This window comes from Pseudomonas aegrilactucae (assembly GCF_019168305.1).
GTDB classification, from domain to species: domain Bacteria; phylum Pseudomonadota; class Gammaproteobacteria; order Pseudomonadales; family Pseudomonadaceae; genus Aquipseudomonas; species Aquipseudomonas aegrilactucae.
On record NZ_JAHTBI010000114.1, the window covers coordinates 1 to 23,597 of the forward strand.

A 23,597-nucleotide genomic window follows, 5' to 3' on the forward strand; every position below is an offset into this window, starting at 1 on the left:
CTGCAACTGCGCCAGGCGCTGCGCTACTTCGAATCGCGCAGCGACTACGACTACATCACGCTCAACACCAGCCGCGTCAGCGGGCCGAACCTGTCACAGCTGTCGCGCAGCTACAACAGCCGTGAAGACATTGCCACTGGCTGGACCAGCGACAACAGCCTGCAACTGGACCTGGACGCCGGCCGCTGGCAGCACACCGTGCTGGCTGGCCTGGACTACTACCGCAAGACCTACGACAGCCACCGTTTCAGCGGCAATGCGCCGGCGCTGGACCTGGCCAACCCGGTGTATGGCAACCTGCCTGAGGTCAACCGTTCGATCGACCGCGGCTCGGACCTGCACGCTCGCCAGCTGGGCCTGTACCTGCAGGAACAAGCCAAGTTCAACGAGCGCTGGGTAGCGCTGCTGGGCCTGCGCCAGGACTGGGCCGACAGCACCACGCGTACCTACCGCGACGGTGCGCGCAGCACCACCCACGACAGCAAACTCACGGGACGGATCGGCTTGGTGTACCTGGCCGACAACGGCCTGGCGCCCTACATCAGCTACAGCCAGTCGTTCCTGCCGGCCGCCGGCAGTGGCAGCGACGGCAAGGCGTTTTCGCCCACCGAGGGCGAGCAGTACGAGATCGGCCTTCGCTACCAGCCGGCCGGTCGCGAGCTGCTGATCAGTGCCGCGGTGTACCAGTTGACCCAGAGCAACGTGACCAGCGCCATACCCGGCTCCGACTTCGATGAACAGACCGGCAAGGAGCGCAGCACCGGTTTCGAAATCGAGGCCAAGGCGCAGCTGACCGACAACCTGGGGTTCAATGCCGGCTACGCCTACACCGATGCGCATGTGATCGCCGACAACGATGCGCTGCTGGAAGGTTCGCGCATCGAAGGCACGCCCTACCACAACGCTTCGCTGTGGCTGGACTATCGCCTCGCCGCGCTGGGGCTGCGCGACGTCACCGTGGGCGGCGGCGCGCGCTACAACGGCACCACGCACACCCTGCCGAGCATCAGCGACCGCAAGATCGCCGCCTACACGCTGTTCGATGCACAGGTCAGCTACGCGCTGGACGAGCATTGGCAACTGAGCGCGAGGGCGCAGAACCTGACCAACCAGCGCTACATGTACTGCGCCAATTCATGCCGCTATGGCGACGAGCGCAGCCTGGTCGGCTCGGTCAGCTACACCTGGTAGCGTTTGGCTCGGTTGCGCCGGGCGCGGCCTCTTCCTCACGCAGGCACTGGCTGAGCTTGTCGCAACTGGCGACCAGTCGAGCAGCCAGTGCGGCAACGCCGGGGACTGTTCGCTCAGCCCCAGCGCGTGCACGAACTCGCTCGGCGCCACGGTGCCCTTGGGCCCGCGAAACAGGCCACGCATCAGCACCACGCCGACCACGCGCCCATCCTTGACGAAGCGGTGCTCCATGAAGCTCCATTTCTCGTCCCAGCCGAGCATGCGCGTGTGCAGCTCGAAGCGCTCGAACAGGCGCAGTTCGCGGCGAAACTTGCCCCACACATCACCCACGATGGGCACCGCCTTGCGCCGCAGCGCCACGCGAAAGGCACCGCTGCGCAGCACGTAGTCCATGCGACCGACATCGGCCAGGGTGAAATAGCGGCCGTTGGTGACATGCCGGTTCAGGTCAAGGTCCAGCGGCCATACGCGCAGGTGGATGACGGTGGTGTCCAGCCCGTGCACGGGTTTGCGCCACGGCCGGCGCAGCAGCATCAACAACAGTCGGAACCAGAGATTCATGGGTTTCTCGCCAAAAGGATCAGTGCCGCAGTCTAGCCAGCGGCCCTGCCGGCACGATAGATTCGCAAATGACTTTTTCCATGCGAAAACTGCAAGAGCCCCAATCATGCACGTAACCCTGCTGCTGGCTGACCAGTGTTCTGCCGCCAGCGCGTCCATCGCCCTGGAGCTGTTCAGCGCCGCCAACTTCTTCAACCCGGGGCCCGCACCGGTGTTCGAGGTGGTGACCGCCTCCCTGAGCGGGCGCGAGGTCATGACCCTGGGCGGGCAGCGTTTTCAGGTGAGCTGCGCGCTGGCCGCTGTCGAGCACACCGACCTGGTGGTGATTCCAGGCTTTCTGTTCACCTTGAAGGAAGCCCTGCCCAGCTTTGCCGCGCATGCCGACTGGCTGGTGCAGCAGCACGCCCGGGGCGCAAGCCTGGCGGCCATGTGCACGGCATCGTTCATGCTCGCCGAAGTCGGCCTGCTCGACACCCGCCGCGCCACCACTCACTGGGCCTTCGCCGGGCTGTTCAAGCGTCGCTACCCGCAGGTGCAGTTGAACCCGAAGCAGATCCTGTGCGAAGACGACCGCCTGATCACCAGCGGCGGTGCCAGCGCGGCAATGGACCTGCTGCTGCACCTGATCCGTCGCTTCGCCTCGCTGGCGCTGGCGCAGCAATGCAGCCGCTACCTGCTGATCGACAACGTGCGTACTGAGCAGTCCAGCTACGTGCTGTGGTCGATGCCCAAGCGTCATGGCGACCAGGAGATCCTGCAGGTGCAGAACTGGCTGGACGCGCACTTCGGCGAGGCGCTGCTGATCGACGAACTGGCGCGCCAGTTCGGTTTCGGTGTGCGCAATTTCAAGCGCAGGTTCAAGGACGCCACCGGCTATACGCCGATTGCCTACCTGCAGACCCTGCGCCTGGAGCAGGCCAAGCAATGGCTGGAAACCACCCAGATGAGCCTGGACAGCATCACCTACAAGGTCGGCTACGAGGACAGCAATTCGTTCCGTCGCCTGTTCCTCAAGCGCGTTGGGCTGCTGCCCACCGCCTACCGCAAGAAGTTCCAGGCCAGTGCGGGCTGAAGCTGCGCGAGCAGTCGCGATGGGTGACGTTGTTCAGGCGCGCTGACGTACGGCATCGCTCAACGCCGTGCCCACTTTGCAAGACCGATCGTTTTCACGGCGCGCGCTCGCCCAGGAAAGAGATGTCTTAAAACTGTAACTTTTCAGACATAACATCAAGGCAGCATCTGACATCTATCATTGGTTGGCCCTCGGCCCTGTTCATGGATTAACTGCCCCATGCGTCGTGTCGTATTCAATCAGAAAGGCGGTGTCGGCAAGTCCAGCATCGCCTGCAACCTCGCCGCCGTCAGCGCCGCCGAGGGCTATCGCACGCTGCTGGTCGACCTCGACCCGCAAGCCAATTCCACGCACTACCTCACCGGCCTTGCCGACGATGCCATTCCCTCGGGCATTGCGGACTTCTTCAAGCAGACCCTGAGCAGCACCCCCGGCAGCCTGCGCAGCCGCGTCGCCATCACCCCCACGCAGTACGACAACCTGCACCTGGTGACCGCGAGCCCGGAGTTGGCCGAGCTGCAGTCCAAACTCGAAAGCAAGTTCAAGATCCGAAAGCTGCGCAAGCTGCTGGTGGAACTGTCCGAAGACTACGAACGCATCTACATAGACACCCCGCCCTCGCTGAACTTCTACACGTTCAGCGCACTGGTCGCTGCCGACCGCTTGCTGATCCCCTTCGACTGCGATGCCTTTTCGCGCCAGGCCCTGCAGCAGGTGCTGGCGCAAGTGGAAGACCTGCGCCAGGACCACAACGAAGACCTGCAGATCGAAGGCGTGGTGGTCAATCAGTTTGTCGCACGCACCGCCCTGCACCAGAGCCTGGTAGAGGCGCTGCTGGCCGACGGCCTGCCCGTGTTGCCGGTGTACCTGAGCAGCTCGATCAAGATGCGCGAGTCCCACGAAGTGTCGGTGCCGCTGGTGCATTTCGCCCCCCGCCACAAGCTGTCGCTGGAATTCGTCGACCTGCTGAGCGCACTGGAGCGCGCCGCCTAGGCGCGCAACGGTGCTGCACGCCTCCTGCTCTGCGAATACCCTGGCAACTCCCGCAAGCCCTCTGGAACCTGCCTTCGCACCGTGATGGCACCACGGCATCACCGGCGCACAGAAGTTCAACTTCTATACAGAAATAAATAATTGTACAAGTTTTGCCAAAATTTATAGCATCCCCCCTACCGAGGCCTCGCGCACAGCAGGCCTGTTGATCCTCCCCCCGCCCTGGATGGCCCCCACTCTGTTTCGCAAGCGGCTCACGCTTGCGGGCAATGACTTGTTTGTGCCTGCCGGATTCATCGCCCGGCGTGATCGAGGCTAATAAATGGCAACCGTAATGACCCACTTCGACAACCTGAAAGTCTCGCGAAAACTCGGCGCCGGTTTCGGCTTCCTGCTACTGGCCGTGCTGGCGGTGGCCTTCGTTGGCCATACCAGCAACACCCTGCTGGTGGACCGCCTGGACACCACACGCCTGGTCGGCACACTCAACGATGCCGTGCAGACCATGCGCCGCACCGAAAAACAGTATGAAGTGGCCGCCGACCCGCGTTATGTGGTGACCTATCGCGAGCACCTGGGGGTGGTTCAGAACCTGGTGTCCAAGGCGCTGGCGACGATGCAGCGCGCCGAAAACCAGACGGCGCTGCGCCAGTTGCAGGCCAGCACCGCTGACTACGATCAGACCGTGCAACGCCTGATCGACAACGACACCGCCCTGGCGGCCGCGCTGGAGCCGCTGGGGCAGCGCTCTGAAGCCTACGCGCAAACGTTGTCGTCACTGGTCGAGAGCGCCACTGCCAGCGCCTTGCAGGCGCCCGAACCGGCGAGCATCCGCAACCTGCGCAGCATGGCCGACCTGGGCAGCGCCATGGCGCAGTTTCGCCTGACGCTGCGTCGCTACATCACAGACCCCGGCAGCGCCAACCAGCACGCGCTGTTCAGTACCACCGACGCGCTGCTCGGCGAACTCGCCAGCACGCGTACGCAACTGCCCGCGCAGCAGGCCAGCCAGCTCGAAGCGGTGCACGCCGGCATGCGCCAGTACCGCGCGGTACTGCTGGAGGTACAGGCGCTGTTCGAGCAGAAAGAGAAACTGCGCCAGCAGGTCGACCAGTACAGCGGCGCCATGGACAAGACCATGAGCAGCCTGATGGACACCCAGCAACGCCTCGCCCGCGACGACCAGCGCAACGCCCTGCTGCAGATTGCCGGCCTGTCGCTGCTGGCATTGCTGGCCGGGCTGTTTGCGGCGGTGGTGATTGCACGGCAGATCACCGTGCCGCTGTCGGTCACCGTCGAACTGGCGCGCCGTATCGCCAAGGGCGACCTCACCTCCCAGGCCAAATCGGCACGCCGCGACGAACTGGGCGAGCTGCAGAACACCGTGCTGGACATGGCACACAGCCTGAACGCGCTGGTCAAGGGCATCGGCAGCGGCGTGACGCACATTTCGACCTCGGCTGAAAAGCTGTCGGCCATGAGCGAGCAGACCAGCGCCGGTGTACGCCAGCAAAAAGTGGAGGTCGATCAGGTCGCGACCGCCATGCATGAAATGGCCTCTACCGTGCAGGAGGTAGCGCGCAACACCACCGATGCCTCCGCCGCCGCCACCCTGGCCGAAGAACAGGCACGCCATGGCGGTGCGGTGGTCAAGCAGGCCACCCGCCAGATCAGCGAGCTGTCCGATGCCATCGAAGCCCTGGGCGGCGCGATGAACACCCTCACCCAGGACAGCGAGCAGATCGGCAAGGTCATCGACGTGATCAAGGCCGTTGCCGAGCAGACCAACCTGCTGGCACTCAATGCCGCGATCGAGGCAGCGCGGGCCGGTGAGCAAGGCCGTGGTTTCGCCGTGGTGGCAGACGAAGTGCGCTCGCTGGCCCAGCGCACGCAGAACTCCACCCAGGAAATCGAAACGCTGATTACCGCCCTGCAGCAAGGGACCCAGGCAGCGTCGACGCTGATGGTTTCCAGCCGTGAACGCACGCTCGACACCGTGGTGCTGGCCCAGAAGGCCGAACACGCGATTGGCGAGATCAACCAGTCGATCGGGACCATCCAGCAGATGAGCCTGCAGATCTCCGCGGCGGCGGAGCAGCAGAGCGCCGTGGCCGACGAGATAAACAAGAGCATCATCAATGTGCGCGATGTGGCCGACCAGTCCGCGACCGCCAGCCAGCACAGCGCGGCCGCCACCCTGGAGCTGGTATCGCTGGGGCAGGACTTGCAGCGACTCACCTCGCACTTCAGAACGTGAGTCACCCCGAGCGGGCGGTAGCGAAGCCAAGGCACACAGGCGAGGTTGAACGATGCTGAATACGCACCCACCCTACCCGATCAACGAGGCGCTTCGTCAGCAGGCGGTCAACGAACTGCGGGGGCTCGAACACAGCGACGACGAGGTGTTCGAACTGATCGTGGGCCTTGCGGCCGCGCACTTTGCCGCGCCCATCGTGCTGATTTCCATCGTCGACGAACAGCGCCAGTGGTTCAGCGCCAGGGTCGGGCTGGACGCCACCCAGACACCGCGCAACGTGTCGTTCTGTGCCCATGCACTGAGCCACAGCGAGGTGCTGGAGATCGAAGATGCCTGCCAGGATGAGCGCTTCAGGGACAACCCGCTGGTCACCGGCGCGCCGGGCATCCGCTACTACGCCGGTGCCCCGCTGGTGACCGCACAGGGGCTGGGGCTGGGTACGCTGTGCATCATCGACACCCAGCCCAGGCCGGCGATGAGCCTGACGGAGCGCGCGGTGCTGCAGCGCTATGCCCAATTGGTCATGCGCCGCATAGAAGGCCTGCGCTGCGAGGTGTATGTCGACGCGCCAACCGGGCTGCTCAACCGCACCCGGATCGAGCAGGACATTGTGCACTGCCCGAGCCCGGGCGAGGACCGCTGGCTGGTGGCCGTGGACACGATGACGCCCACTTTTCTCAACGATATCGTCAAGGCGCTTGGCTACAGCTTCATGCAAGCACTGGTGCTGGCGCTGAAGCAGCGTCTGCTGCAACGCCTGCCGCCGGAGTGCGCGCTGTACCGGATAAGCCCCACCCGCTTCGCCTTCTTCTGGCCACTGGGTGAGCCGGTGGCGCCGTTGTGTACTGCCTTGGCCCGCGATTTCGACATGCCGGTGAGCGCACAGGGCATCCCGCTCAAACTGGAGGTGACGCTGGGGCTGCTCAACCTTGGCAGTTACCGGGACAACCGCAGCGATGCGCTACGCACCGTCATCACGGCGGCCGAAGACGCCAGGACGCGGGGGGTAGCCTGGTGCGAATACCAGCCGGAACTGGACGCCGCGCAGCAGCGTGCCTTTCTTCTGCTGACCTCGCTGGCGCAAGCGATCCACCTGAATGACCAACTGAGCCTGGTGTACCAGCCGCGCATCGACCTGAAAACTGGCGCCTGCACCTCTGTCGAGGCCTTGCTGCGCTGGGAACATCCGACACTGGGCTGGATCGGCCCGGCCGAGTTCATCCCGCTGGCGGAAAAGACCGCCCTGATTCGGCCCCTGAGTACCTGGGTGCTGCACGCGGCGATCAGGCAGGTGTCGGCGTGGCGCAAGCAATCGCTCGGCATCAAGGTCGCCATCAATGTCACGGCCCAGGATGTGTCGGGCCCGGCGTTCATCGACCTGATGTTCGAACTGATGGCGCGCCATGACGTAGACCCCGGATCGTTCGAACTCGAATTCACCGAAAGCGCGCTGATCGCCAACCCCCAGGAAGTCAGCAGGCAACTGCAACGTGTGCGCGCCGCGGGCATCGATGTGGCCATCGACGACTTCGGCACGGGTTACAGCAACTGGACCTACCTGCGGCAGTTGCCCGCCACCACGGTGAAGCTGGATCAGTCGCTGATTCGCAACATTCACAGTGAGGAGAAGGACAAGCGCGTGGTGCAGACGCTGATCAGCCTGGCGAAGAAGTTGCGCTACCGGGTGGTGGCCGAAGGCATCGAGACGGTCGAGCAATTGAGCGCGGTGCGCGAGTGGGGGTGCGATGAAGCGCAGGGGTATCTGATTGCCATGCCGATGACGCAGGAACAACTGCTGGCGTGGTTTTCAACCGACTGCGGCACGGCCGAGCGCAGCGCCTGACCACCCCAGGCCCGGGGTGGTCAAGCTGACGGGGGGCGCTACGGCGTCAGTTGCGCGTCGGTATCGACGTGCTCCTGGCCGATCGGGTCGGTAGCGGGCGTCACTTGCGGCGCCTGCGTTTCGATGCCCGGTGGTGGTGTGAGCTGCAGCACTTCGCTGGTGTACTTCCACTCCTGCATCACGCGCTCCGGGTCGTCGTTGAGCCGGGTGCCGTAGCTGGGCACGATCTGGCGCAGCCTGGTTTGCCAGGCAGGCGTGGCGACCTTGTCCTTGAACACCTTCTGCAGCACTTCGAGCATGATCGGGGCAGCGGTGGAAGCGCCTGGCGAGGCCCCCAGCAGGCCTGCGAGGGTGCCATCGGCCGAACTCACCACCTCGGTGCCCAGCTTGAGCACGCCGCCCTTGTCTTCGTCGCGCTTGATGATCTGCACGCGCTGGCCGGCCTGCCACAGGCGCCAGTCTTCTTTTTTCGCATTCGGGAAGTAGGTCTTCAGGGCCGCAAAGCGGTCATCGTCCGACTGCATCAACTGGCCCGCGAGGTACTGCACCAGGTCGAACTGATCGACGCCGACCTTGGTCATCGGCCAGATATTGTGCAGCGTCATGCTGGCGAGCAGATCGAAGTACGAACCTTCCTTGAGAAACTTGGTGGAGAACGTGGCGAACGGGCCGAACAGGATCACCCGCTTGCCATCGAGCACCCGGGTGTCCAGGTGCGGCACCGACATCGGCGGCGCGCCGGTGGCGGCGATGCCGTAGGCCTTGGCCATGTGCTGCAGGGCGATGGCCTGGTTGTCGGTGACCAGGAACGAGCCACCCACCGGGAAGCCGGCGTATTCCTTGGCTTCGGGGATGCCGGACTTCTGCAGCAGCTTGAGCGCGGCGCCACCGGCCCCGATGAACAGAAAGCGCGTATCGGTGGCCGCTTCTGCGCCAGTCTTGAGGTGCTTGTACTCCACATGCCAGGAGCCGTCGTCGTTGCGGGTGATGTCCTGCACTTCGGTCGACAGGTCCAGCGTGAAGTTCTGCTGCGCCTTGAGATGGCCGACGAACTGGCGGGTGATTTCACCGAAGTTCACGTCGGTGCCGATGGGCGCCCAGGTGGCGGCGATCTTCTGGCTGGGGTCGCGCCCTTCCATCATCAGCGGCACCCACTGACGGATCTGCGCCGGGTCTTCGGAGTACTGCATGGGGCGGAACAAGGGGCTGGCCTGCAGCGCCTCGTAGCGTTTCTTGAGGAACCGGATGTTGTCGTCGCCCCATACGAAGCTCATGTGCGGCGTGGAATTGATGAACGAGGGCGGGTTCTTCAGCACGCCGTTCCTGACCTGCCAGGCGAGAAATTGCCGGGTGATCTGGAAGGCCTCGTTGATCTCGATGGCCTTGGTGATATTGATGGTGCCGTCCGGGTTCTCGGGCGTGTAGTTGAGCTCGGCCAGGGCCGAGTGGCCAGTGCCGGCGTTGTTCCAGCCGTTGGAGCTTTCTTCGGCAACGCCATCCAGGCGCTCGATCATCTGCATCGACCAGCCAGGCTCCAGCTCATTGAGCCAGATCGCCAGCGTCGAACTCATGATGCCGCCGCCCACGAGCAGGACATCGACTTTGCGGGTTTCGGCGGCGTGGGCATGGCCAAGGCCCAGCGCGGCGGCCACGCCCACTACGATCAGGTGCTTTGCGAAATTCATTGCGTATCCCCTGTTGCGTTCCCTTTGGCAATCAACAGCAGGGGTAATGATAGGCCAAAGGCTGCAGGTTGCCCTGCAGCCTTGCCTGGGGGGGTTACTTCACCGCGCCTGGCAGCGCGTAGGCGATGATGTAGTCGCCACGGTTGTCGTTGCTGCCGGTTCGGGTCGCCCCGCCGACGGTGACCACCACATACTGCTTGCCGTCACGTGCGACATAGGACATCGGAGCCCCCTGCCCGCCTACCGGCAGACGACCACGCCACAGCTCCTTGCCGGTGTCGTTGTCCAACGCGCGGATGTAGTAGTCCAGCGTGCCGTGGAAGAAGGTCAGGCCGCCCTTGGTGACCAGCGGCCCCCCCCATGGTCGGCATGCCCAGCGGTATCAGCACGCCCGGCACGATGCCGCGTACCGGCGCGTCCTGAATGCTGCCCATCGGCACCTGCCACTTGGTCTTGCCGTTGTTCAGGTCGATGGCGGTCATGGTGCCGAACGGCGGCTTGAAGCACGGCACGCCCAGCGGCGAGACGAACATCGAGCGTTCCACACCCCATGGCGTACCCAACTGCTCGGAGTACTCGCCTTCGGTGCTTGGCTTGAGGCCAGTGCGGGCGGCGTCTTCACGCTTGATGAAACGGCCCCATTGCGCCATGCGGATATCGTTGACGATCAAGGTGCCGGTGGATGCATCCAGCGCACCACCGCCCCAGTTGAAGCCACCGTAGTATCCCGGGTAGATCAGCGTGCGCTGGCCTTCGACCAGCGGGGTGAACTCGCCTTCCCAGCGCATTTGCTTGAAGTCGATGCGGCACATCAACTGGTCGAAGACCGTTGCGCCCCACATGTCCGATTCCTTGAAGCGCTCGGTACCCACCGACAATTGCGAGTACGGCTGGGTTGGCGCGATGCGCATGCCCTCGACGCCGTCGGTGGCCACCTTGCGCTGCTCGACCGGGAACACCGGCGTGCCGTCACGACGGTCCAGCACGAAGATCTGACCGCGCTTGGTCATCACGATCACCACCGGGGTGGTGCTGCCGTCCTTGCCCGGCAGGTCGTACAGGATCGGCTGCGCCGAGATGTCGTAGTCGAACATGTCGTTGTTGGCGGTGCGCATGTGCCACTTGTCCACGCCGGTTTTCACGTCGATGGCCACGATCGAGTCGTTGTACTCGTCGGAGCCTGCGTGACGGTCACCGTTCCAGAAGTCCGGCGTCTGGTTGCCGGTCGGGATGTAGGCCAGCCCCAGCTTGGCATCGTACGAGGCGGTGCCCCAGAAGTTCGGCGAGTCCTTGGGGTACAGTTCGCCTTCGGGCAGCGGCACGCCACGCTTGGGGTTGAGCGCGTCCCACGCCCACAGCAGTTCGCCGGTGCGCACGTCGAAGCCGCGGGTGACGCCCGACGGTTCGCCGGTCTGCAGGTTGTCGTTGATCTTGCCGCCGACGACGATCACGTCACCGGCCACCAGTGGCGCCGAGGTGAGGTAGTAGGAACCGTCGGTGTTCGGGCCGATACCCTTGAGCAGGTTGACCGTGCCATGCTCGCCAAAACCGTCGCAGGCCTTGCCGGTGTCGGCGTCGAGCGCGATCAGGCGTGCATCGACCGTGGTGGTGATGATGCGGCGACGGCATTGTGCAGGTTGCGCCGCAACCGCGGCAGGCTCGGCCTGGCCCGTGCTGGCCTGGGCGTTGCCGGCATCGTGGTAGCCCACGCCGCGGCAGCGCTTCCAGTGCTTGTTGGCCGGGGTTTCCTTGATCTGCGGATCGAAGGTCCATTTCTGCCTGCCGGTGACCGGGTCCAGGGCAAACACCTTGTTCAACGGCGTGCACAGGTAGACCGTGTCATCGACCTTGAGCGGCGTGCCCTGGTACTCGGCGCCATTGATGGCCATGTCACCGGTACGGAAGGTCCAGGCGACCTGCAGGTCCTTGACGTTGCCCTTGTTGATCTGCTCGAACTGGGCAAAGCGCTCGCCATGGGTGTTGCGACCGTAGGCGCTCCAGTCGTTGCCGTCGGACACGCCCGCATCGGGCGCCACCACAGGGGCTGCAGCGCCTTGCTGCGCCACCACGGTCGGGTGCGGCTGGAACATGCCATAGCCGAAACCGGCGATGCTGGCCAGCAAGCCGAGGCTGATCACGGCGCGCGGGGCTGTGCCCAGGCCACGGCGGTTGCCCTCCAGCAATGGCACCAGCAGGGTCAGCACCAGCGCGATGACAATGAACGTCATCAGGCGCGGTACCAACTGCCAGAAGTCAAAGCCGACTTCACCCAGCGACCAGGCAACGGTGATGCCCAGCAACAGCAGTGCCAACCAGGTGGCCACCACCTTGCGCCGTACCAGCGCAACACCACTGGCGAGCATCAGTGCCCCTGCCAGCAGGTAGTACCAACTGCCACCGAGTGAAGCAAGCTTCCCTCCCCCTACCAAAACGCCCAGCCCGAACAGCGCCAATACGGCGCCGATCAGTACCGGTACTACTCCCTTGAAGCTCATAGGTATTCCCACTGTTTTTTGAATGTCGTGCGCACCGCGCCAGTTGCCTGGGGTGCTCGCCAGCCGAGGGGCGTCACGCCGCGAATGAGAGCGTTCTCATTTCTCGAAAGAAAATGAACAGCACCCCATACCCCACGACGGCCAATGAGAGCGCTCTCATTGTCAGGCAAAAAAATCAGCCTGCTCGAAATGGCCACACACTCTGCATGGTCTATCGCTGACGGCTGGTTGCGGCGAATCTTAGGGGCACTCGTACCCTGCGTCAACGTGTCACAGATGGAATGGATTCTCGTTTGTCAGGGCAAGGGCGTGAATGCAGTGGTGGAGCGACGCAGTATCAGTTCAACCGGCATGATGTGACGTCGCACCCGGTCCTGCTTGCCTGCAATGATGGCCTGGAGCGAGGCAACGGCGGCCCGCGCCTGGGACTGGGTGTCCTGGCGCAGCGTGGACAACGAGAACACTTCGTTCTGGGCATCGGGAATATCATCGAAACCGATGACCGAGACGTCCTCGGGCACCGACAGGCCCATGCCCTTGAGGCGGTCGATGACGCCAAGGGCAATGAAGTCGTTGGCTGCGAAGATCGCGCTGGGCGGGTTGGGGTCGGCGAACAGCGCATCCACGCCTTGCCGACCAAACGCCGCAGTGTGCGTGCCACGCAGATAGAACGGCTCCAGCCCTGCCTCGCGCATCACCGCGCAATACAGCCGCGTACGCTCGCGCGCGGAGGCTTCGCGCGCGCCGCCCAGGTGCGCAATGCGCCGATGCCCCAGGGCAAACAGGTGGTCCATGGCTTGCCTGACACCCGCTTCATCATCCACCGCGATGGCGGTGACCTGCGGGTGGAAGATGCGCTTGTTGCCCAGGTAGACGCAGGGCAGCTTTTCGGCGATCTCACCGATGGCCTCGGGGGTATGGGCGGTACCCAGCAGGATCACGCCGGCGGCGCGCAGGCGCAGCAGGCGATCGGCCTCGAAGATTTCGGAGCCGTTTTCCACCGAGCGCAACGAGGTGACCGGGTCAAAGCCCGAGGCCAGCAACTGGCGGTCTACGCACTGGGCCAGCTGGATGTGGAAGGGGTTGTTGGGGTCACCGATCACCAGGCCGACGATGGACGAACGCGAGGACACCAGGCTGCGCGCAGCCAGGTTGGGGTGGTAGTCCAGTTGCGCGGCGATCTCGTCGATGCGCTTGCGGGTTTCGGGGCGTACCCCCGGGTCGCCGCGCAGCGCGCGCGACACCTGCGCACGGGACATGCCGGCCGCTTGCGCGACATCATTCAGAGTGGTGAATGACTTGGTCATAGATACGCGAAGATCCTGTGGCTGTCGGTGAGCCATTGCACAAGGGCGTTGGCTGCGGCGCAGGATATCACATGCTTTTTGGGGGTATGTTCAGTGCCCCAAGCAACGTGCTCACCGTCGCGGTCAACGCCTGCAGTGCAAAGGGCTTGGTAAGCACGGCGGTGCAACGATCAAGGGGGTGCTGGTCCAGCACATGGGGCTGCGCATAGCCGGTCATGAACAACACCGGCAGCCCCGGCCTCGACTGCCTGCCCTTGTCGGCCATCTGGCGGCCGTCCACCCCGCCGGGCAGGCCGATATCCGTGACCAGCAGGTCAATGCGGATATCCGACTTCAGCAGTTGCAGCCCCGCCAGACCGTCAGCGGCCTCGATCACCACATAACCCTGGCTGCTCAAGACTTCACTGACAAACAGGCGTACCGACGACTCGTCATCGACGACGAGTACCGTCTCGCCCGCCGATGCGTCTGGCGCCTGGGTCATCGACACCTGCGGGCCGATTGCCTCAGCCTGGCCGGCATGACACGGCAGTTGCAGCAGCACGCGGGTGCCCAGGCCTTGTTCGGACTCGATACGCACCTGCCCGCCCGACTGCTTGGCGAACCCATAGATCATCGACAACCCCAAGCCGGTGCCCGCCCCGACAGGCTTGGTGGTAAAGAACGGCTCGAAGGCCTTGGACAGTGTTTCAGGGCTCATCCCCGTGCCGTTGTCGACTACGCAGAGGCCAAGGTAGGTACCGGGTGCCAATTCGGGGTCCAGCTGCGGGCCCTGGTCGAGGACCTGATTGCACGTCTGGATGGAAATGCTGCCACCGTCAGGTAGCGCGTCGCGGGCGTTGATGCACAGATTGAGCAGTGCGTTCTCCACCTGCGCAGGGTCCACCAGGCACGTGTTCAACGCCGCAGCCAACTCGACCTTGAGGGCGATGGAAGGCCCGACCGATCGACGAATCAGTTCTTCCATGCCGCTGACCAGCGCATTCACATCCGTGGCCACCGGTACCAGTGTCTGACGACGGGAAAAGGCCAGCAGCCTGTGCGTCAAGGCAGCAGCCCGCTGCGCCGCGCCATGGGCAACGCTCAGATAACGCTCCAGATCCGCCGTACGCCCCTGCGCCAGGCGCAGCTTGATCAGGTCCAGGCTACCGGTGATGCCCGCCAGCAGGTTGTTGAAGTCATGGGCAATGCCGCCAGTCAACTGCCCCACCGCCTCCATTTTTTGCGACTGGCGAAGTGCGGCCTGGGCCGCTTCACGCTCGGCGATGGCCTCGCTGATGCGCGTCTCCAGCGTCTGGTTGAGTTCCATCAGCGCAGCCTCGGCGTTTTTTCGGGCGGTCACATCGATGGACGACCCGATCAGCCCGATCACCTCGCCGGCCTCGTCCAGCAGGGGCGCCTTTATCGACAGCCAGGTGGTCGCCGAGCCGTCTGGCATGTCGACCTGCTCTTCAATCTGCTCGGCCTTGCCGCCAAACATGATGCGTCGATCCGTCTCCATTACCTGCCGGGCCTGGGCCTTGTCTTCCAGAAATTCCAGGTCTGTCTTGCCCAGGTAGAACGCCGGTGGCTTGCCGATCAGCGCAGTGGTGCCGTTGTTGGCCACCAGCATCCGCCCTTCGCGGTCCTTGGCGTAGACCACGCCAGGAACCGCGGCGGTGAACGTGCTCAACAACGCCGACATCCTGTCGCGTTCGGCTTCTGCTGCGCGGCGTGACTCGATGTTCATCAGCACACCGGGAAAGCGCACCGCGTGGCCGTTTGCATCCAGCTCGACACGCCCGTTTGCCTCGACCCAGCGATAGCAGCCATCGTCCTGGCGCACGCGATACTCGCAGCGAAAGGCGCTGCCGCGCGCCATGGCCGAGTTGATGTCAGCCGCCACACGGTCGATGTCGTCGGGGTGGATCGAGCAGAAGGCTTCTTCTATGGGGATGCCGGCCAGGCAGCGATCGGCCGACAGGCCGAATGACCGGGAAAATCGCTCATCGGCGGTGACGCTGTTGTTGGGTATATCCCATACCCAGGTGCCAATGATGGCGCCGGCGTCGAGCGCCAGTTGCAGGCGCTCGGAGGCATCGTTCGGGAATGCACGCGCCTGATGCGAGCCCGTGGCAGGTGCGCCAGGCGGCAACTGGGTGCTATCTCGATCCATGGGGGGCCTCGGTGATCGCTTGGCATGGGAACGCAGCGGCCTTCGGTCGACGGCGCTGTGCGTGCTGGATCACAGAAGGATTGCCGGGAAGCCGGCCGGGGTCAATGGTTACATCGACAGATCTGACAATGCCGACACCTGGCCCCGCAATCGGGGACGTTGATACCGCTGACGATCAGCCTCTCGGCGCCCTGGATTGACCGTCGACCTGACGCCAGATACCCAGGGGATTGCCCTGTTTCAACGCCTCCGGCAGCAAGGCATCAGGGACGCTCTGGTAGCAGACAGGGCGCAGGAACCGCTCGATTGCACTCGAACCGACCGAGGTGGTACGGCTGTCGGAGGTTGCCGGGTAAGCGCCGCCATGCACCATCGAGTCGCATACCTCGACACCGGTTGGGAAACCATTGACCAGCACCCTGCCCGCCTTCTTCTCCATGGCCTGGACCACCCCCCTGGCGACCGGCAGGTCTTCCTCTTCCAGGTGCAGCGTGGCCGTCAACTGGCCTTCGACAGACCTGGCAAAGGCCAGCATTTCAGTGGTGTCCTGGCAACGGATAACGATGGCGGCCGGGCCGAAGACCTCCTCGAGCAACCCCGGATTGGCCGCTACCTGCGCTGACGTCAGCTGGAACAGGTGGGCCTGCGCCTGGGTGGCGCCGGCAGGCGACAGGCCCGAGGCGATGGCTTCGACCTCGGCATGCTTGGCGATGCGCTCGATCCCCTGCTCGTAGGCACAATGGATACCCGGTGTGAGCATGGTTTGCGCAGCCTTCTGAGCAAGATGCGCCGTGGCCTGCGCCAGGAACGCCTGCAGGCCCGGCCCCTCGACGCCCAGCACCACACCCGGGTTGGTGCAGAACTGACCGGCCCCCATCACCAGCGCATCCACGAACGCGGTGGCGATCGAGCCGGCCCGCGCACTCAACGCCCCCGGCAACAGGAACACCGGATTGATGCTGCTCATCTCGGCGTACACCGGGATCGGCTCGGCGCGGGCTGCGGCCGCTCTGATCAGGGCCAGCCCGCCTGCGCGCGAGCCGGTGAACCCGACCGCCTTGATCGCCGGATGCGACACCAGTTGCTGCCCTACATCATTGCCGTCGCCAATGACCAGCGAGAAGGTGCCTGCGGGCAATGCCAACCGCCTGGACGCGGCCTGCACAACCCTGGCGACCAGCTCCGCGGTCCCCAGGTGGGCGCGGTGAGCCTTGAACACTACCGGGCACCCGGCAGCCAGCGCAGACGCGGTATCGCCTCCCGCCACCGAGAACGCCAGCGGGAAATTGCTGGCACCGAAGATGGCGACGGGGCCCAGCGCAACCCTGCACATGCGCAGGTCGGGCCGCGGCAGCGGCTGGCGGTCTGGCAGCGCCGAATCGAACGTTGCGTTGTGCCAGCGCCCTTGACGCAGAACGCTGGCGAACAACCTCAGTTGGCCGACCGTACGGCCGCGCTCACCTTCCAGGCGCGCCATCGGCAGCCCCGTCTCGCTGTGCGCACGCTCGGTCAGCACTGAACCCAGCTCAAGCAGGCCATCGGCAATGGCCTCGAGAAACCGTGCGCGGGTGTCGGGCGCAGTGGCGCGCAACGGATCGAACGCCTGCTCTGCGAGCGCGCAGGCCCTGTCGACGAGCACGGCTGTTGCGCAATTGAAGACCGGCGTATCGATCGCCTGTCGAGTCCCGGGATTGATCGCCAGGAGTTCACGGCCTTCGCCGCGAACCGCCTCATGACCGATCAACTGTTCACCAGTGAGTTGCATAACGTTTACTCCAGAAATTCGTGGCCATTACTGATCTGCAGAAATGGGCTTTTTGAGCAGCAGCACGTAGGCCATGGCCGCCACGCAAGCGACCACGGCGCTGATCAGGAAGGCGGAGGCAAACGAGCCCGATTGCTGGATGCTGAAGCCGGTGACGATGGGCGCCGCCGACCCGGCCAGGTATCCGCCAAAGTTCTGAATGGAACCGAAAGACGCTACCCGCCGGCTCTCGACCACGGTGTTGGCGATCATCCAGGCCGTGGAGCTGGCCATGTTCACGCTGAACAGCGCAAGGCACAGCAGGACCACGCTCAGGATGAAGCCGCTGCCAAACGACAGGGGCACGGTGAAGATCGCCGCCGACAGCAGCGCGCAGACCACCACCACCTTGCGACTGCCCAGCACCGTGGCGCCCTTCTTCACCAGGCGGTCGCAGAAGCGGCCCGCGACGATGGTGCCCAGCGCGCCAAACACATAGGCCAGGGACACCACCCACGCCGTCTGGTACAGGCTCAGGCCGTGCTCGCGCTCGAAGTACCCGGGCAGCCAGGTGAGGTGCAGCCAGAGCATGTAGATCACGCCCATGAAGCCCAGCAATGCACCCCAGGTGCTCTTGTGCCGGAACAGCTCGGCCCAGGCGCCCAGTTGCGCCTTGATCGTCGGCCGCTCGGCTGCAATGGCCTGACTGTGGGGCTGCGACGCCAGCAGCTGTTCACGCTCCTGTGCCGGCAGTTGCGCCAGGTAGCGCGCCTTGCTCTTGTAGAACGCGAACCAGCAGGCCGCCACCACAATGCCGAACACACCGGTGACGATGAACATGCCGCGCCAGCCCCAGTTCACCATCAACAGGGTCAACAACGGTGGCGCGATGCAGGGCCCGATGCAGGTCGACGACAGCACGATGCCCGTGGGCGTACCGCGCTTCTCGGCCTCGAACCATTCCGACAGCGCCTTGGCGGCGGAGGGGAACATTGGCGCCTCGCCGATACCCAGCAGGACCCTCAAGCCAATAAAGCTCGAAAAACTGTTGATCAGGCCAGAGGCCGTCTGGGCGATCGACCAGCCAAGCAGCGCTGCACCCAGCGAGATCTTGCTGCCCAGGCGATCGATGATCACGCCCAGCGGCAACTGCGCCAGTGCATACGCCAGCGAAAACGCCGACAACAGGATGCCCATCTGCGAGGGCGATATCTGCAAGTCCCGTTGAATCGAGGTATTGGCGATCGACAGCGCACTGCGGTCCACGTAGTTGATGATGCCGATCACCAGTAGCAGGCTCACGGTAATGAACTGGTACTTCTTCATGGGGTTTGAGCCTGTGACCGCATCAGGTGTACGGCCGAGCTCGGCTTGCGCGTATTTGGTGTTCATAGGCCTTCACTTTTATTGTTATGGGTGGGGCGGCGGTGCTGGCTTACAGGGAGGCTTGGAGCAGCCACTGGTAGTCCTGTGCAGAGGCTTCACGCGGGTTGGTACGGTGGCTGTGATCGGCCAGAGCGCCCTTGATGATGCCGGGGAACATGGCCTCGGTGACGCCGAGCTGGCCAAGGCCGGTGGGCAGGCCAAGCGCACGTGTCATGCTGCGAACCGCCGCTTCGATCTGGCTGGCATCGGCCAGGCCCATTGCCTGAGCGATGCGCGCCATCTTCTGTTCGGCCACCACTGACGGCGAGAGGCGGTTGAAGGTGATCACGGCGGGCAGGAAGATCGCGTTGAGGGTGCCATGGTGCAGGCGCGGGTCGATGCCGCCCAGCGCGTGGCTGAGGCTGTGAACGCAACCCAGGCCTTTCTGGAACGCCAGGGCGCCCTGCAGCGACGCACTCATCATGTTGGTGCGCGCTTCGAGGTTTTTCGGGTCGGCTGTCGCGGTCTGGATAAAGCGCCAGGCACGCCACAGGCCATCCAGCGCGATACCGTCGGCGGGCGGGTTGAACGCTGGCGCCATGAAGGTTTCCAGGCAATGGGCGATGGCATCCATGCCGGTCGCGGCCGTCAGCACAGGGGGCAGGCCGAGCGTCAGTGCAGGGTCGCAGATGGCGGATCTGGGCACGACGTGGGGCGAGATCACGCCGACCTTGCGCCCGTCGTCCAGGATCAGGATGGCACCACGGCCCACTTCGCTGCCGGTACCGGCCGTTGTCGGCACGGCGATCACGGGCGCGGTGGCCGAGGTGATACGCGCCAGCCCGCCTTCGATCACCGCAAAGCTTTTCAGCGGCCCTTCGTGCGTGGCACAGACGGCCACGCCCTTGGCCAGGTCGATGGCCGAGCCGCCGCCGATGGCGATGATGCCGTCGCAGCCGCACGCCTTGAACATGGCGACGGCTTCGCGCACGGCGTTTTCATTCGGGTTGGGCGGCGTACCGTCGTAGATCACCGGCACTGCGGTGGTGCTGGCCAATGTGCCCAGCGCCGTGTCGACGATGCCGGCAGCGCGTACGCCACGATCCGTGACGATCAAAGGGCGAGTTATACCTACGCGCTGACATTCGGCAGGCAGGCGCAAAATCGCACCGGCTTCGAATTGAATCTGGGTGATGTAGTTGATCAGGGACATACCGTCTCCTCTGGCCCACGGGCTTTATTATTTTGGGTGACACTGCGGCAGATCTGCCGTCACTCGGGTCACAGGTGCCGCGCCAGTATAGAAACCACGAACGGTGTGTGGTATTGAGAACACTCCATATAGGTATAACCTGGATGCATACCAGATGACCCCCTCGACCAACTCCATCATGTCCCGGCTCCATGCCCGCCACTTGCGCCTGCTCATCGAGCTGGACGAGCACCGTTCGTTGCTGGGGGCGGCCAGCAGTGTGGGGCTGACGCAACCTGGGGCGAGCAAGGCGCTGCAGGAGATAGAAACCACCTTCGGCACGTCACTGTTCACCCGCACCAACCGGGGGCTGGAGCCGACGGCCGCGGGCTACTGCGCTATCAGGTACGCGCGGGTGGTGCAGACGGATATCTCCAACCTGCGCCATGATCTGGATGCGATTTTGCGGGGTGTGGGCGGTCGGCTTGCAGTGGGTGCGATCATGGGTGCGATACCGCTGTTGATGCGCGCGGTTTCACAGCTGGCGGCGGTGCAGCCGCAGATGTCATTCGAGATTATCGAAGACACCAGCCAGTCGCTGCTGGCGCAGATCGAATGCGGCAGGCTCGACATGGCGCTGTGCCGCACCTGCGTGAGCAGCGCCCCTCAGCTCTTCAGCAGCGCGTTTGTGCAGGATGAGACGCTGGCGGTGATTGCCAGCATCGATCACCCCCTCAAGGACGAAAACGTGCTGAGCCTGGAGCAGTTGGCCGAAAGCCGCTGGATTGTGTACCGGGCGAACATGCCGATGCGGGTGCAACTGGAGCGGGAGTTTCATGACGCGGGCATTCGCTTCCCGCTGCACCTGGTGGAGACGACGTCGATATTGGCCACGTTGTCATTGCTGCAGAACCATCGGGATTTCGTGGCGCTGGTTTCGATTGATGTGGCAAATCAATGTGCGCAGCACCCTCACATACGCATCATGCCGCTGACGATGCGTTCGGTCAGTGATCCCTATGAGCTGGTGACGCGCAGGGGGAGCCAGGAAACGGTTTCGATGAGCCAGCTCAAGGGGTTGTTGTTGCCGGGTTAGGACGTGTTTGAGCTGATCGGGAGCGTATTCGACGATTCCCACCGCTGGGAACCGTCGCACGTCATGCCTGTCGTCAGAATGCGTAGACCAACGTGGCCGTGGCGCTACGTGGCGTCCCGTACCAGCCACGCGAACCGATCGCGGTGTAGTAGCTCTGGTCGAACACGTTATTGAGGTTCAACGAGACACTGGTTTGCGGCGTGAACGCGTAGTGCGCCATCAGATCGACCACGCTGTAGGCGTCCTGAGTGAACGTCTCGTCGTTGGGTCCGGCACCTTTGTAGTACTCCGTACCCTGCCAGCGTACACCCCCCCCCCACTTTCAACTGCGCCAGGGACTGCAGACGATAGCTGGTAAACAGTTTGAAGGTGTCCCGCGGCACTTCCGTCAGCAGGCGCTGGTCATCCGAATCCGTTATCTGGGCATAGGTGTAGCTGGCCGACACTTGCCAATCGGGCATGATCTCGCCCGCCACTTCCATCTCGAAGCCACGGGTCCTGGTGCCGGACTCGGCACGGTAGGCCTGGTTGCCGTCCGGTGCCAGGTTGCTGCCATCGGCCACGGCAAGGTTGTCCTGGCGAACCTCGAAGACACTGAACGCGGTGGTCAGGCGCTTGTCCCAGAACTCGCTCTTGATCCCCAGTTCGTAGTTCACCCCTTCTTCCGGATCAAGGTAGCTGCCACTGACATCCTTGTTGCTTTGCGGCTTGAAGATGGTGGTGTAGCTGGCATAGGCCGACCAGTTTTCGCTGAGGTCATAGACAAGCCCGAAATAAGGCGTGACCACCCCGCTCTCGCCTCGTGAGGTGCGGCTGACATCACCTGTGGACAGGGTGGTGGAGGCTTCGTCACGTTGCCAGTCAATCACTCGCGCCCCGGTAATCAGCGACAGGTCATCGGCCAGGCTCCAGCGCACCGACGCCACCACGCCGGTCTGGGTTTCATCCAGCGCATCTTGCGAAGACTTGGTATGGATGGCATCCGGGATGGCCAGCGAGCCGTCCCAGGTGTAGATGTTGTCAATGGTCTGGAACGACCAGAGCGGGTAACCATCGTTACGGTAATAGGCTTTGTAGTGACTGGCCCCGACATAGAGCTGGTGCTCGCGGGAAAGCAGCTCAAAAGGCCCGGAAGCCGACAGGTCGAACGAGGTCTGACGGGGCTCGCCCGCCCAACGCCCCGTCCAGGTGCCGATGCCGCTGCCATCGGGGTTGACGGTGCCGCTGGCAGCGGTGGCAAAGGCATCGTCATAACTGCGGCGACTGTGTTCAGCGTTCAGCTTCACCTGCCAGCCGTTGTCCAACTGGTGATCCAGGGTAGTGAACAGCGTTTTGGTGCGACGCTTGTGGTAGCTCCAGTCCGAGGCCGAGTTGAACGAGCGAGAAGGCTTGAAGTGACTGCCATCGGAATTGAACATCGGGAAGCCATGGTTGCCAGCCCCTTTGCTATCCATCTCCTGATACTCCGCACCCACCGTCAGCAGGGTGCTGTCGCTGAGGTCCCATTCCACGACCCCATAGGCCACCTGCTTTTCCTGGGATTGGCGGTCGATATGGCTCTGGCCGTCGGTGGTCGAGGCAACGAAGCGCCCGCGCACATTGCCGCTTTGCGACAACGTTGCGGACACGTCCAGTTCGGTGCGGTAGTTGTCCCACGAGCCCGCCTTGAGGGTCAGCGTGCGTTGTGTTTCCCGCGTCGGCTTCTTACGAATCAGGTTGACCGTTGCGCCGGGGTCGCCGGTCCCCGACATCAATCCCGTGGCCCCGCGAACCACCTCCACCCGATCGTACGTCACCATGTCGGCAAGGTCGTCGCGAAACCCATAGCTATCGGGCCGGTTGACGCCGTCGACCTGGATACTGCCGACCTCGAAGCCGCGTACATAGATATGATTGGCGTCGCTACCGGCCGGCCCCATGCTGTCCACGACCACACCCGGCGTCTGTTCAAGTACCTGGGCAACACTCGTCAGATTCTGGTCTTCAATCTGCTGGCGGGTTACCACGCTGACCGATTGCGGCGTCTCGCGGGTGGAGAGGCGCAGCCCCGTGGCGGTGTTGGCGGAGCCTGTGGTGTAACTGCCGGTGCCCTCGGTGGTGGCGCCCAACTGCACGCTGGATACCGTAGTGGCGCCCAGCTCCAGTGAGCCCTCCTGGCGAGGGCGAGCCAGTATGTAGTGCTTGTCGCCCGCTTGCTGCACCTGCAGCGAACTGCCTTGCAGCAGATGCGCAAAGCCTTGTTCCAGCTCGTAACGCCCCTGCAATCCCGCACTGCGCAGGCCGGCCATGTCCTCGGTGCTGAAGCTGACAACCACCCCGCTCGCTGCAGCGAACTGGTTGACGGCTGTAACCAGAGACCCCGCCGGAATGCTGTAGCTGACGGGCGCGGCCCAGGCATTGGCACTGCCCAGCAACGAGCCCGAAAGGCCGATCGCCAGCGCGGCTTGACGAAGGCTGATGGGGGGGCAAACAAAACAAGCGGACATCCATTGACTCCTGTTCGAGTGACTATGCGCGCCCAATAGAAAGCTTAGTGCTAATGGGAATCTTTCGCATAAATGCGGCGCGATCTTGTTTTCTTCTCTCACAGTTGTCAACAGATGTTTCCGAGTGTGGAGATCGCTCCAAATTCCCGGACGGG

Annotated in this window: 14 protein-coding genes and 3 pseudogenes; 7 read left to right on the plus strand and 10 right to left on the minus strand. The window is 63.9% G+C overall.

All coding sequences use genetic code 11. The features are described 5' to 3' along the window. The coding region (locus tag KUO17_RS24595) for a TonB-dependent siderophore receptor (RefSeq protein ID WP_217978165.1) at positions 1-1,191 on the plus strand (1,191 nt) is incomplete at its 5' end. Here the strand turns inward: KUO17_RS24595 and KUO17_RS24600 are convergent. After that, positions 1,175-1,752 (minus strand): annotated as a pseudogene (locus KUO17_RS24600) (thioesterase family protein). The gene KUO17_RS24595 and the pseudogene KUO17_RS24600 overlap by 17 nt on opposite strands. 106 nt (positions 1,753-1,858) lie before the next feature. Here KUO17_RS24600 and KUO17_RS24605 point away from each other — a divergent pair. The 5 genes and pseudogenes from KUO17_RS24605 (at position 1,859) to KUO17_RS24620 (ending at position 7,917) form a co-directional block, all read left to right on the plus strand. Continuing rightward, entirely contained in the window at positions 1,859-2,824 is a 966-nt protein-coding gene (locus tag KUO17_RS24605) for a GlxA family transcriptional regulator (RefSeq protein WP_217978166.1), read from the plus strand. A gap of 219 nt (positions 2,825-3,043) precedes the next feature. Continuing rightward, positions 3,044-3,817 carry a ParA family protein gene (locus KUO17_RS24610; RefSeq protein WP_217978167.1) on the plus strand — a complete coding sequence of 258 codons (774 nt, stop codon included), beginning with the start codon at positions 3,044-3,046 and terminating at the stop codon, positions 3,815-3,817. A gap of 334 nt (positions 3,818-4,151) precedes the next feature. Beyond that, positions 4,152-5,216, plus strand: a pseudogene (locus KUO17_RS27380) (methyl-accepting chemotaxis protein); the annotation flags it as partial. A gap of 78 nt (positions 5,217-5,294) precedes the next feature. After that, complete coding sequence (locus tag KUO17_RS27385; RefSeq protein ID WP_425274896.1) at positions 5,295-6,074, plus strand: methyl-accepting chemotaxis protein; 780 nt, start codon at positions 5,295-5,297, stop codon at positions 6,072-6,074. Between the two features lie 52 nt (positions 6,075-6,126). Beyond that, on the plus strand, positions 6,127-7,917 hold the full coding sequence (locus KUO17_RS24620) for a putative bifunctional diguanylate cyclase/phosphodiesterase (protein ID WP_217978168.1): 1,791 nt from the start codon (positions 6,127-6,129) through the stop codon (positions 7,915-7,917). Positions 7,918-7,955: 38 nt separating this feature from the next. Here the strand turns inward: KUO17_RS24620 and mqo are convergent, their stop codons facing one another. The 8 genes from mqo to KUO17_RS24655 all read right to left on the minus strand — a co-directional run bounded on the left by mqo (position 7,956) and on the right by KUO17_RS24655 (position 19,881). Further along, complete coding sequence (gene mqo / locus KUO17_RS24625) at positions 7,956-9,602, minus strand: malate dehydrogenase (quinone) (protein ID WP_217978169.1); 1,647 nt, start codon at positions 9,600-9,602, stop codon at positions 7,956-7,958. 94 nt (positions 9,603-9,696) lie between these two features. After that, the gene (locus tag KUO17_RS27000) at positions 9,697-9,891 is read right to left on the minus strand and encodes a hypothetical protein (RefSeq protein WP_341869650.1); all 195 of its coding nucleotides are present in this window, start codon (positions 9,889-9,891) and stop codon (positions 9,697-9,699) included. Then, on the minus strand, positions 9,806-12,097 hold the full coding sequence (locus tag KUO17_RS24630; protein WP_341869651.1) for a membrane-bound PQQ-dependent dehydrogenase, glucose/quinate/shikimate family: 2,292 nt from the start codon (positions 12,095-12,097) through the stop codon (positions 9,806-9,808). The genes KUO17_RS27000 and KUO17_RS24630 overlap by 86 nt, the downstream gene beginning before the upstream one ends. A gap of 296 nt (positions 12,098-12,393) precedes the next feature. After that, positions 12,394-13,404: a LacI family DNA-binding transcriptional regulator gene (locus KUO17_RS24635; protein ID WP_217978170.1), complete on the minus strand. Its 1,011-nt coding sequence runs from the start codon at positions 13,402-13,404 to the stop codon at positions 12,394-12,396. Between the two features lie 67 nt (positions 13,405-13,471). Continuing rightward, complete coding sequence (locus KUO17_RS24640; protein WP_217978171.1) at positions 13,472-15,559, minus strand: hybrid sensor histidine kinase/response regulator; 2,088 nt, start codon at positions 15,557-15,559, stop codon at positions 13,472-13,474. Positions 15,560-15,734: 175 nt separating this feature from the next. Beyond that, positions 15,735-17,324 (minus strand): aldehyde dehydrogenase (NADP(+)), encoded by a 1,590-nt coding sequence (locus tag KUO17_RS24645; protein WP_217978172.1) that lies wholly within the window; start codon positions 17,322-17,324, stop codon positions 15,735-15,737. A 27-nt stretch (positions 17,325-17,351) separates the two neighbouring features. Continuing rightward, positions 17,352-18,695, minus strand: coding sequence for an MFS transporter (locus tag KUO17_RS24650; protein WP_217978173.1), 1,344 nt, complete (start codon positions 18,693-18,695; stop codon positions 17,352-17,354). A 43-nt stretch (positions 18,696-18,738) separates the two neighbouring features. Further along, positions 18,739-19,881 carry an iron-containing alcohol dehydrogenase gene (locus KUO17_RS24655; RefSeq protein ID WP_217978174.1) on the minus strand — a complete coding sequence of 381 codons (1,143 nt, stop codon included), beginning with the start codon at positions 19,879-19,881 and terminating at the stop codon, positions 18,739-18,741. 154 nt (positions 19,882-20,035) lie between these two features. Here KUO17_RS24655 and KUO17_RS24660 point away from each other — a divergent pair, with 154 nt between their 5' ends. Continuing rightward, positions 20,036-20,956: a LysR family transcriptional regulator gene (locus tag KUO17_RS24660; RefSeq protein ID WP_217978185.1), complete on the plus strand. Its 921-nt coding sequence runs from the start codon at positions 20,036-20,038 to the stop codon at positions 20,954-20,956. A 73-nt stretch (positions 20,957-21,029) separates the two neighbouring features. On the opposite strand, the pseudogene KUO17_RS24665 reads toward KUO17_RS24660, so the two are convergent. Further along, positions 21,030-23,442, minus strand: a pseudogene (locus tag KUO17_RS24665) (TonB-dependent siderophore receptor). Positions 23,443-23,597 lie beyond the last annotated feature (155 nt).